7 protein-coding genes are annotated in these 13,242 nt (G+C 33.6%); all 7 read right to left on the reverse strand.

Annotation, left to right across the window (positions count from 1 at the left end):
* Positions 1-1,589, reverse strand: a 1,589-nt coding sequence (locus tag ICJ83_RS16750) for an alpha-L-fucosidase (protein WP_223154835.1), incomplete at its 3' end; no start/stop codon positions are given.
* 79 nt (positions 1,590-1,668) lie between these two features.
* The gene (locus tag ICJ83_RS16755) at positions 1,669-4,377 is read right to left on the reverse strand and encodes a galactose-binding domain-containing protein (protein ID WP_188231562.1); all 2,709 of its coding nucleotides are present in this window, start codon (positions 4,375-4,377) and stop codon (positions 1,669-1,671) included.
* Positions 4,378-4,825: 448 nt separating this feature from the next.
* Complete coding sequence (locus ICJ83_RS16760) at positions 4,826-5,689, reverse strand: BT_3987 domain-containing protein (RefSeq protein WP_188231563.1); 864 nt, start codon at positions 5,687-5,689, stop codon at positions 4,826-4,828.
* Positions 5,690-5,813: 124 nt separating this feature from the next.
* Positions 5,814-7,667 carry a RagB/SusD family nutrient uptake outer membrane protein gene (locus ICJ83_RS16765; protein WP_188231564.1) on the reverse strand — a complete coding sequence of 618 codons (1,854 nt, stop codon included), beginning with the start codon at positions 7,665-7,667 and terminating at the stop codon, positions 5,814-5,816.
* Positions 7,668-7,670: 3 nt separating this feature from the next.
* Complete coding sequence (locus ICJ83_RS16770) at positions 7,671-11,102, reverse strand: SusC/RagA family TonB-linked outer membrane protein (protein ID WP_223154836.1); 3,432 nt, start codon at positions 11,100-11,102, stop codon at positions 7,671-7,673.
* Positions 11,103-11,200: 98 nt separating this feature from the next.
* Positions 11,201-12,340, reverse strand: a complete 1,140-nt coding sequence (locus ICJ83_RS17110) for a FecR family protein (RefSeq protein WP_188231565.1) — start codon at positions 12,338-12,340, stop codon at positions 11,201-11,203.
* 211 nt (positions 12,341-12,551) lie between these two features.
* On the reverse strand, positions 12,552-13,127 hold the full coding sequence (locus tag ICJ83_RS16780; protein ID WP_188231566.1) for an RNA polymerase sigma-70 factor: 576 nt from the start codon (positions 13,125-13,127) through the stop codon (positions 12,552-12,554).
* Positions 13,128-13,242: the final 115 nt, after the last annotated feature.

Here is a 13,242-nt window from a genome sequence, read left to right on the forward strand (position 1 = left end):
GTAAAATCACCATCATGTAAAAATGGTTGGGTATATTCTTTGGAATTATTATTAGGTTCAGAACCGTCAACAGTATAAAATATCTTTCCAGATTTATCAGGAGAAATGATATTAACTAGTCCTGATTGATTTCTTTCAATTTTTGGAGCAGACAAAACTAGAGGGGCATTATAAACAGCTACTTCTGAAATTAAAGGTACCGCTAAAGACTCATCTATAATAATACGTATTTTGCTCGCATTAACCTCTGAGAATCTTAAAATTCGTTTGTACCCAATCGTTGTTCCTTGTGCTATATTTATCCATTTATTGTCTGTATAACCCTTTACAGTAAAATGTTTAACCCGTTGTCCTTCTGCAATAAATTCTTGTAATAACAAACGGTTAAAAGTTTTCTCTTCTCCAAATTCTATATCGAAACTAGGTTGTTCTAAATCTCCTTTCCAATAGGTTTGAAAATTACCGTCTGAAGCATTTTTAAAAATTTCCTTGTTATCAGCTATTAACGATGCATTTCCATCAATTAAATTTTCATTAAAATCTAAGTCCAATTGCCTTCTCCATTCAAGTAATCGTAAAGAATCAGCTGTAAAAATACGTCCTCGTTTATCAGGGCTCAAATTTAAAAGCAATAGACTATTACGCCCCACACTTTCGTAATAAATGTCTAATAACTTAGGTAAAGATTTTATTTTATGATTTTCAGAATTGTGATAATACCAACCTGGACGCATAGATACATCGGTTTCTGAGGGGAACCATCGTGTTCCATTTTCATGCCCCACATTTAATTGATTTTTTACTGGGATATTTTTATCAAACTTATCTGACGTAAGCATAGTGCTCCAATGCGTTTCGCCTGCAAAACCTTCCTCATTTCCTACCCATCGAATATCGGCTATTTTACCCCCATGAATAATACAATTAGGTTGCAATGCCTTAACAACACTTTCAAATTCACTCCAATTATAATAGTCTTTATCTATCGTTCTAGTATGTAATTTATCGGTACCATAATAACCTCGACCTCCGTTTGCTCCGTCAAACCATATTTCAAAAACCTCACCATAATTTGATAATAATTCTTCCAACTGATTCTTAAAATATTCATTATATTCAGGTTTACCATAATCTGGGTGATTACAATCCCATGGAGATAAGTATAACCCCATTTTCATGTCAAACTCTTTACAAGCATCGGCAAACTCTCTTACTAAATCACCTTTACCATTTTTCCAAGGCGAATTCTTCACACTATATTCTGTGTATTTAGAAGGCCAAAGGCAAAACCCATCATGGTGCTTAGCTGTTAAAATTACACCCTTCATACCTGCATCTTTACAAATTTTAACCCATTGCCGACAATCTAAATTTGTTGGATTAAAAAGCTCTGGAGATTCATTTCCATAGCCCCATTCTTTATCGGTAAATGTATTTATACTAAAATGAACAAAAGCAATGGTTTCCATCTGTTGCCACTGTAATTGTTTTATTGAGGGTTTCGGAAGGTTTTGAATATTTTGTCCTTGGAGGTTAAAACTATTAACACATAAAGTGAGTAAAATAGTTAACAATGTTTCACTTTTCAATTTTAATCTTTTATTTTTTCTATTCATGCTATTAATCAAAAGAATACAAACTAAATACTTTAAAAAAAAGTTCCTATTTTCATTTGACAACTATTTTTTTTGTTTCACTAAAACTGCCAGTTAATAATTCTATAAAATACACCCCAGTAGTTAATTGTTCAACATTAATTTCTAAATTATTTTTTCCATTTTCGGGTAATATTTTTTTTGTATATATTTTTTTTCCAGTTATAGAAAATATAGACACTTCTAATGGTTCTCCTTCAAATGAATTTACCCATTCTCTATTAATTTTCAACGTTTCTCCCTGCTTTAATGGATTTGGGTAAATCTTAAATTCATTTAGTTTATTCTCCTGTATTGTCAGCGGATTTGAAAATGTTCCATACACTTCGACTTCTGCCATATTAATGGGGTTTGTCCCTTGTAACTGTATTCTAACGTACCTACCTTTTTGATTTATTGACATGTTCGTTGGACGTCCCATTTGACTAGTTTGATAAAATTCATAAACATCAGAACGTGTTAAAATATCGATAAGTGTTTCCGATTCTTGAAATGGATTCTCGGAAACTAACACATAATAATTAATCATGCGGTCTGCACAGCAATCAGTTCGATTATATAATTTTATATTCGTAATATCTGCCAAATCACCCAAATCGACTTGCCACCATGGTTGAAATTCACTTAAAGTATGTGCTACAGAACCATCAATCCAATTACCACTGGTATCACCATCTACTGCTCTACTTGCCAATGCTCCACTTTGCACACTAGACTCCGTCGCTGCTTTATTAAGCGCTAGATTGTATGGAATATTGTTTTCTACTGAGTGCGCACTCTCCCAATAAAACAAATCAGCTTTACCTCCATCCAAAACAATATCTACCTTGTACTCATTCCCTGAAACTTGAGTTAATAAAATATCCTCCACTACTCCAGTAGTAGGGTTAACTCTTTTTAAAACATCTACAGGATTTTCTCCAAAATCAATATTTAAAGTAATGGTTTGCTTTGCTAAACTAGCAAGTCCCTGATTAATATCATCCTGAAACAATGAAGATGAAGACTCATGACAACAACCACTTGCCTTTGTCAATCCATTCATAATCATAAAGTACTTTGCATCCTTGTGATGTATTGGTCCCATACTTATATCTGTATCGGTACTTAAATGTTTTACTGGCTTAAAATATCCGATCAATACATCTCCTTTAAGATTATTATTGGTCCCACTTACCATATTGGAAGCTGTTATTCCAGTTATGTAAGGATCAGGATCGGAAACCGCATCCCAAACAGCTACTTCGTTAGGGGTTAAATTAGTCACTGCACTTCCACCTGATAAATGCTCTCCAGGAATAAAACGTACGTCTGTTGTTTGTAATCTTGATAAATGAGGAGATAAATTCTTAAACTCCTTTAATGCATTAGCATACCAATTATATCCAGGAAGTAAGTTACCTGCATTATCAATCCAGTAACTTCTATCCCAACGATTATATCTCCATGCACTTAACCATTTAGCTCCCATGGTTAAAGCGCCAAATACCTCTCCATAAATTTGAGATTCAGAAGTATAATAAAGACCTCCTTCACCTGCTTGATTAGATCCTTGTCTAAAACCAATGGTATATTGTCCAAACTCTATTGGTAAATTTCCATTACCATCAATACCTTCAAGCGCTAAGCGTCTATATCTACCAAGGTAGTTATACATGGGTCTTAAAGAACCTCCATCAAACTCTACTTGGCTTTCATTAAACAAATAGTTGTCAAAACTAATAAAATCAGGTTGTGCCTGTTGTATGTAGGTTCTCATCTGACTGTCGCTCCATTGATTAACATATTGATTATTATGCAACAAGACATCAGGATACTTTGCTTTACTTAAATCGAACCATTGCTTGAACCAATCTTTCAATTCGTTGGAATAATTTTCTTCATCACCAAATCCTAAAGTAACCAAATTGCCTACTTTTTCTAATTGATGAGCATCTAAAAATCCATTTGAAATTTCCGAAGCTGTAGGCCCCATATCTAGTTGTGTTCCATAAGGTGCCTTTTCCATGCTCCAAAGCGCATTTGGGTGACGGTTAAAAAAATCAGGACTAAACATGGGCTTTTCATAAAATCCTTGAACAAACGGAAGATTTGTGTATTCATCTCCTACAGGAAAGTGAGGGCCGATTAAAACAACTTCATTTTCTGCAAGTGCTCCTCCTAAAGAAGCACTCACAAAGGGGCTTGGTGATGCCAATATATAATAGCCTCTAAGTCGCTCGCCACAGCAATCTGTACGATTATATACCCTCACCGACTCCACATCAAAATTAGCCCCCAAATCTACTTCCCACCACGGTTGGGATGAAGCTTGAGTATGCGTTACTGATCCATTATTAATGTCGCCATTAGTATTCCCATCTACAGCTCTACTTGCCTCCGAACTACCGTTTGTACTAGACTGAGTAGCTACCTTATTTAGAGCTACATTGACTCCTCCGCTAAAAACCTGGACCTCTGCTAAACTTAAGACCTCATTGCTTTGTCCCGGCAACTGCACCCTAATATAGCGAACACTTTTTGAACCTCCGAATACATTTGAAATTCGTGAAGTCACACCATTATCAAAAATAGGCCATTCGTGGCCTCCTGTGGCACTCCAAGTCTGAAACTGGAGTCCGTGTTTTACAAATAATTTTTGAGCTCTGTTAACTTGTTGTCCATGTCCTGAAAACACAACCAAGCTAAAGACAGCCAAGATCATAAAAATCCTTTTTTTCATAATTTAATATTTTAATAAAAACTAAGAAGAATACATCCTATAGCTTAATAAGTCAATAATAATTTTTAGTAACCCTTTACTATTCAAATTTGACGAACAATCAACTTAGTGATCAACTCATAACTATAACAATCTCATACTGTCTGCCTTTTAAAAACTGCTATACAAAAAACTTTCAATTAACATCAGGACACTTCTGCAACAAAAAAGGGTTAATCATTTAACCCAAAATATATAATCAAAAAAGCTTGACTCTTTTGCCTTGATAATTATGAGACAATACTTCGCTAATGACGATTAATTAATCGTGAGTGAATTAGAGCTATAATAAGTTTTTTTTATAATACTCCACAAATAGCTCTAACCCTTATTCTTTTTTACATTAATCACATTTAGTAAAAATAAACTCACGACTTTTGTTAATTACTAACTCTATACTTAACAATAACTATTCAACACCTAAAATTTCAACTTCCGCCAAACTTAAATAAGTATTTCCTGTTAACTGAACTCTAACATACCTTCCTGTTCTGGTAACCGGAATTATTGTTTGGTAGCCAGCTACACCAGCATGAAAATAACTGTATACACCTTCTTGATTTAAAATATCCGCTACAGAATTCGACTCAAATGGTATATCAGAAACAAAAACATAGAAATCTACTAATCGCTCTGAACAGCAATCTTGCCTATTGTACAAGATTACTTCTTGGATGAATGGAGATACCTTTTCTAAATCAACTTCCCACCATTCTTCTCCTGCATTACCTGTGTGCGATACAGATCCATTAGACCAGAACCCACTGGTATTACCATCTACTGCTCGGCTACTAATAGCTCCTGAAATTGTACTTGATTGCATTGTTGGTTTTCCAATTGCAATGTTTGGAGGAGGTCCTCCTTGAACCACATAATATTTTCTATTCATTGATTTATCTAGTGGTATATTAGGGTCACTTACATTTGTTATTTCTAACGGCAACAGGTAAATAGTTTCCTGATTTAAATTGGTCGTACTAATTGTTAAGCTAACTGAATTTGACACCTTTGTCCCTGCTTCTATAATGAAGTCCTTAGAACTAAAAGTAACATTTTCAATAGGCAAAGGCTGATAGCTTGTATTATTGCTTTCATTATAAACTTCAACTAAATCATTATTCTGATCTATTGAAACATTTACATTGATTTTAGTTTCATCGTATAAAGACACTGCAATGTCTTTTTTCGAAGGATAATCTAAAAACAATATATCAAAAGGTTCACTAATAGTTTTTTCTGTTGGAGAAATAAAAATCCCGTTAGGTGTTTTCATTTCAACTGGATCGTTATTACAACTAGTAATAAGTATGACACAAATTAGAAGTGTATATATATTGATTTTTTTATATTTTAATTTCATTTTACAAGGGAATAATATTAAACTTAATTATACAGTTTTACCAACCCGGATTCTGTACTAACTTTTCACTTTTTTGAACTTCATTAAGTGGTATTGGATATAAATACATGGCTTTATTCCAAACTCTGTTTTCGTATGACGTTCTCTGATAAAAAGTGGCATCATCTTGCTCTGCAGTCATATTCATTCCATAAAAAGGTCCTCCTTGCCCCCCTTCACCAACAGGGTTTTCAGCAATCATCCATCGTCTCACATCAAAGTAACGCTGTCCTTCTGTGGCTAATTCTACACGCATTTCCCTTCTTATAGCTTCACGTTGGGCTATTTTATTTCCTACTATTTCTGGTTTAATGTCTATAAGTTTTGGAATCCCTGCTCGCTCACGAATACGGTCTACATATTCTATAACTCTTGTATCAGAAGGATTAACTTCATTAAGTGCTTCGGCGTATAGAAGATAAAACTCGGCTAGACGGTAAAGAATTGCTGGTCTATACTCATTCCTAGGATAACTTCCTGAATTATAAATCTCTCTACTAATACGTTTGTAAAGCATATACCCTGACCAAGGGTAATTTCCAGAAGTATTACCATTACCACTACCTCTATGAAATTGTATTTTATTGTTGCTTATATGCCAATTTCTATTTTGGAAAAACACCGTTTGATAAAAACGTGGCTCTCTATTAATCCACATTTTATAAATTCCTTCTCCTACATGACCTGAAATATCTTCACCTGCGGTAGAAAACCCTGTTTCAGAATATAAAGGAGATTCTTCAATAGGCAAACCATCTACCATTAAATAATCATCCACTAATTCCTGGGTAATGGCGATACTAGCAAAACCACCTCTTTCTGTACGAGGTGTACATCTTCTGTCGATACCTTCATTAGATAATGTTCCCCAAGAAGAACGGGGACTAGCCCAAATAACCTCCTCATTTACACTTCTGAACAAATTATAAAGCGAGGTATCTGGATTATAAGTGCCATTGGTATTATATTCTTTGTAAAGGCTATAATAGCCGTCTTCAGCAAAGTCTATAAACTCCTGCATAGCATCTAAAGCTCTTTGCCATTTTGAATCATCTCGTTCTGGAAATAATTGTTTTCCATCCTTATCTGTAAGGCTGAGTGCTTCTTGATACTCTCCATTAAACAATGGACTTGCAGCATACATCAATAATCGACCTCTAACAGCCAAAGCTACGCCTTTGGTAGGTAAAGCCAGAAAGGCATCGGCTGTTTCAATATCATTTAATTGTTCTGATACAGCTTTTAATTCTGAATCAATAAAATTGACCACTTCATCTACCGAATTTCTAGCAAAGTCTAAATCTGGAGAACTAGGATCTGCAGCAAAATCCATAATAGGTATTGGCCCATACAATTCAAATAATAAATAATGGTAATAGGCTCTTAAAAATCTGGCCTGTGCTTTAAGCTGACTTAACTCATCAATATCGATAAAATCGGCATCCCCTGACTGAGGAATAACCTTGGCATTATCTAAAAACAAATTTGCTTGTCTTATTAGTGTATACAATGTACCCCATCTATGAAATGGCGCATTACCTGAATTGTATCCATTAGTGGTGACGCTCCTCAAAGTACCTTGTGCAGCTTTTAACTCATCTGTTAAACCTGCCCAAGGATTATCAAGACCTCCAAGGGTATAACTCGGACTAAAAATCATATTTGAGCTATCAGGAATACCTGTAAAAATATTTCTATGGAAACTTCTTACCTGTGATGGAATACTAAATATCTCTTCCATAGTTTGCTCTCCTGCCAACTCATCAGAAACATCCAAATAATCCTTATTACATGACACATTTATTAAAAATGCAGTAAATAATATTAATGTTTTATATATAGTTTTTTTCATTTTTTATAATTTAAGTTCTAATCCAAAAGTAACATTTCTAGAAAGCGGATAGTTCATTCCTGCATTCTCATTTCCAATCTCTGGATCCCACATTTTAATTTTATCCCATACATGCAGGTTATTACCCATAACGTAAAAACGACCACTTGTTAAACTCAATTTGTCTAATAAATTTTTAGAGAAATTGTATCCTATTTCTACATTTTTCAATCGCAAAAAACTTGCATCACGTAACCACCATGTACTCGCTACAGTATTATGAAAGAAATTAGAGGTTCTTAAACGTGGAAACATTACATCTTGCGAAGGATTATCTTGAGACCATCTATTTAAAGCCGCCTTTCTAATTGATGTTTCCTGAACACCCCATGTGAACGGGTGAAACCCTTGCCCATTAGATCCTCCCAACACCGTTGAAACACTTCCTGCTCCTTGAAAGAATATATTTGCATAAAATCCTTTATAGTCTACATTAAGACCAAAACCATATATTAACTCAGGTACCGAAGGTTTTGCTATTTGTCTAGACTGATCAAACTGATTAATTTCACCATCACCATTTAAATCAACATATTTAATGTCTCCTGGTCTGATATTACCTCCTAAACTAGACACAGCATACCCTTCCTTTAATTCAAACGTTTCTGTTCCATCAGGGGCAACATTAATATCAAAATCTTCACGATCGTATAATCTTTCAGCTACATACAAGTTAGCCGTTCTTAAGCTTGTTCCTGTAACATTCATCCAATCATACAACTGAGGCACTTCATCATATTCCAAAATTTTATTTTTAGCATAAGTTAAATTCCCTCGAAGAGACACCGTGAAATCTCCAAAATTCTCTCTTGCCATTAAACTACCATCGAATCCTTTATTAGAAACTTCTCCAAAATTTTGCCAAGGCGCTTGTCTTAAACCCGCTGCTTCAGATACAGTACGTCTTTGTAATAAAATACTTGATCGGGTATTATCAAAATAGTTTAATTGTAAATTAATTCTATTGGAAAATAAATCGATATCTAAACCATAATTTCTCTTATCTTCAATTTCCCATGTTAGCCCTGGAGCAGAAAAACGTCCTTCTACCAAGCCTCCTATAGAATTTAAACCGCCATTACTACCAATTCCTATTGGATAACCTCCTGCATTATTAAAACTAGATCTATATAAAAAACGCTCACCTCCAGTATCATCGTTTCCTGTTCTACCAATAGAGTATCTTAATTTTAATCCATTAATGACTTTAGAAATGCCACTATCTTTCCAAAACGCCTCATTATCAACAAGCCATGCTACACCCATTGCAGGGAAGAGACCAAATCGATTTCCATCTGCAAAAGTTTCACTACCTGTGATACCAAAATTAACTTCTAAGGAGTATCTATTATCATACAGATATGTTCCTCTTCCTACATAGGCTTGCTTTCTAAAAGCTAACGCTTGATTATGCAATTGGGTTTCTTTCTGATAATACAGCAACATACCACCTACATCATGTTTTTCATTAAAGGATCTATTGTAATTTACAGAAGCTTCTAAATAAATTCTTTTTTCTCCTGAGTTCCCTTCAGCAGGCTCTCCAAAAGGCACCTCATTTACCACTTGATTAAGGACTAAATTTCCATTTAAATCTCTTCCGGAAGCTACATACTGAGCTGGAGTTTTAGTTCTACTTGTAGTATAAAGCGAGTAACTATCATAACTTACTACACCTTTAGCACTTAAACCTTGAGTAATAACATCTAAATCCTGAACTAAAGCTACCTTAGATTGAGTTGAACTTCTCCATTCTTTAGAATACCCAGACTCCATCAATAAGTTATATGGATTTACTCGATTACCACTAGGAACAGGGTGTCCAGCATTTGTTCCGTCTGAAAACACCATTGGAAATAAATTTGGAGGCGCTATGGTCATTCTTTGAAAAATGGTCGTAGAACCTACTCCAGGATAATTTGTTTCTAAATATTGTCCACTTAAATCAACACTTAATAATGTTGTTGGCGAAACATCAAAATCGACATTACTTCTTAAATTATATCTATTAAGGCCAATATTATTATTGTAATCTGCTAAGGAATTTTGCTGAAAAATACCGCCCTGATTGAAATAAGATCCAGAAATAAAGAACTTAGCCTTTTCTCCTCCTCCTCTAAAATTTAGAGTGTGTCTTGTAGATGTACTATAATCTGACAATAAATTTAGCCAGTTTACATCAGGGTAAAGATCTGGATCTTGCCCTGATTCATGCCGCGCAATAAGTTCATCGCTATACATTGGAGCACTTCCTTCATTAAAAAGGGCCTCATTATATAATCTCATAAAATCACCGGCACCGACAAACTCAGGTAATCTCGTTGGTTCTGAAACACCATACTCACCGCGATATGAAATAACTGTTTTTTGATTAACCCCTCGTTTTGATGTTATAAGTATAACACCATTAGCTCCTTCGGCTCCATAGACCGCAGTTGCTGCAGCATCTTTTAATAGTGTAAAGGTTTGAATTTCATCAGGATCGATATCATTTAAGGATCTAGGAATACCATCAACTAACACTAAAGGTCCCGTACCTCCTGCAAACGAACTAATACCTCTAATCCAGAATTCAGAATTATCATATCCTGGCTCTCCGGAGCGTTGTATAGCAATTAAACCAGGTATTTGCCCTGCTAAATTATTACTAAGACTTCGATTAGGCATTCTTAATTGTTCACCTTTAACAGTACTTACAGCACTCACCAAACTGGCTTCCTTTTGTTTACCAAAACCAACAACAACAACATCATCAAGTGCTTCTGTATTGGTTTCAAGAATTAATTCGTAATGTCTTTTAGAACCTATATTTACTTCTAAAGTGGCATATCCCACAAAGGATACTTTTATTTTTGGCTTTTTAGTTTGGAGCGTTAAAGTAAATTTCCCGTCAAAATCTGTCATAACTCCAACACCTGAACCTACCTCAACTACATTAGCTCCTGGAATAGGGATTCCTTCTGAATCAAGAATAACCCCTGTAATTTCATTTTCTTGCTGATTTTTCAAACTGCTATCAGAAGTATCTTCCTGCTCTTTAATAACAATGGTATTACCATTAATAATTTCAAAATTTAATTTGGAATTAGCAATACTATTTTTTAGTAGGTCGTTTGCATTTATAGTTCCTTTTTTTAATTGCGCTTTCGGATAATCCTTAAATAATCCGTCCTGATAAATAAATTTGTAATCCGTTTGATCACTAATCAACTTAAAAAGTTCATCAATGGTTATTATTTTATCAGCGTCAATAAAAATTTTAAAATTTTGAGATAACACCGCATTAGGTGTTAAACTAAATACGGAACAGAATGTCAAGAAGATGAATGTTCTCATAAAAATCATTAAAAGCCGTTTTCTGAATCGAAAACACGCATCAGTTTGGTTAATTTTCATAAATTTGCATACGTTTTAATTGGTTAAAAATTTAATTGGTTATCACAGAAAAAGGGGATAGAATTGCTTACGGTGAGATGTGGTATTCTACCCCTCTTTTATTTTAGTATTATTGTTTTATTTTTTATTTCATAATTATTGATATTACTTGTATTTACTATCAATGCCAATATATCTTTAACAGACTGATTTTTAGACAACTCCCCATTAAACTTAATATTTTTAAGTTCTTCACTTTGAAATTCTATATCTACATTATACCATCGCTCTAGAGCTACAGCAATATCCTTTAAAGGTTTATGATAAAAAACAAAATCTCCTTTAACCCAACCTATATTTTCATTTACATCGACAGCTGAAATTTGAATATGATTATTTACTTCATTTAAAACCGACTGTTGATTAGGCTGTAAAATAATATCCTCTCCTGCTGTCATAATAGACACCTTACCCTCTACTAAAGTCGTATATGTATTAGTCTCATCTTTATAAGCTTTAAGATTAAACTTTGTCCCCAAAACCTCTACCTCTTGCTTATTATTTAACACTTTAAATCTAGCTCCTTTGTGTTGTGAACTTGGAGAAACATCAAAATAAGCTTCTCCATAAACTAGCTCGACTTGACGAGTTTCTCCTTCTTTAAAAAGAATAGGATATCTTATCTTAGTTTCAGAATTCAACCAAACTTTGGTGCCATCAGACAACTCTACGAAAAACTGCCCTCCTCTAGGAATTGTCAATGAATTATATTGAGTAGACTCCGGGGAATCCTCTGTTTTATAAACAATACCTTTACCATCACTAATAATTGTTTTAGTATTGTAAATTTTATTCTTATCAAGAATTATTTCCTTTCCATTGCCTAAAGTTAAAATAGCTTTATCAGTACCTATTTCTATATCTCCAACTAATTCTTGATTGCTTTCAATAAAATCTTCACTAAACAAACCACCTTGAAAAAAATAAAATGAAACCGTTAGAACAACGAGCAGTATTGCAGCATATTTATAAAAAATCTTAAATGAATACACTTTATCTGTCTTCTTAAACAATTGCTTTTCAATTCTCGACCAAGATTCGGACCTAAAAGATTCATCTTCTATCAATCTATAGTCTTCACAACCAAAACTATTGCCCTGATAAGAGTCCAAAAAAGTATTTAACAATTCCAGTTCCTCTTTTGAACATTCATTATTAACATACTTTGTAAAAAGTTTTTTTGCTTGTCTTTTATTCACTTTTCTAATGATTTTAAATAATATCTAAACTCTTATTTGAAACAAAACGGTCGTTTATAGCTTGCTCTACAACTATAAGTAACCAAAATCTCATTTTGGTACACTTCCATTTTCAACTTTTTTTATTTTTTTTTCAAAAAAAGCCTAAATTAAAACAAAAAACAATGGAGAATATTAAGAATAACCTGATAAGTCTACTCAAAAATTACTTTTAGTAAAATAAGGAAAAGCACAAGATTAGCTCTTCTCTGCGTAAATCTTCTCTTATAAAAGTTAACGCTTTCGATATTTGATTTTTCACACCTTGAATAGAAATCCCTAACTGTTCGGCTATTTCCTTATTGGACTTATGCTCCAGCCTACTTAGCTCAAATATTTCTCTACAACGCTTAGGAAGTTTATTAATGGAATTCTTTATTGCAGTCTCGAACTCATGAAATTCCATCTTCTTTGCTGCATTTATTGAAGAATCTATTAAGTTTAACCTAGTCACATCTTCATTTTTAATCTTATTACTTCTGAAATAATTAAAAATTTGATACTTAACAGCTCTAAACAAATAAGATTCTAAGTTATTTATTTCTACATCTTGCCTTTTTGACCAAAGGTCAATAAAAATATTCTGAATAATATCTTCGCATACCTCTTTATTCTTCAAAATGTTAAAAGCATAAACAAACATCTCCCTAGAATACTCATCATGAATCTCTTTAAAGGCATCACTATCGTTATTAGCAATACGATTTAAAACCCCTTGATCATTACCACTTGTTTTAACAATCTTCATCTACTTTCAATTATGATCTAAAATTCAATTCATTTATTCAATCGCGGAAATATAGATATAAAATTTATAATTCGACAAACAAACAGCCCAAATACCGAATTATTTTTATTAATAA

Origin of the sequence: Aestuariibaculum sediminum, assembly GCF_014596945.1 — a bacterium.
GTDB lineage: Bacteria > Bacteroidota > Bacteroidia > Flavobacteriales > Flavobacteriaceae > Aestuariibaculum > Aestuariibaculum sediminum.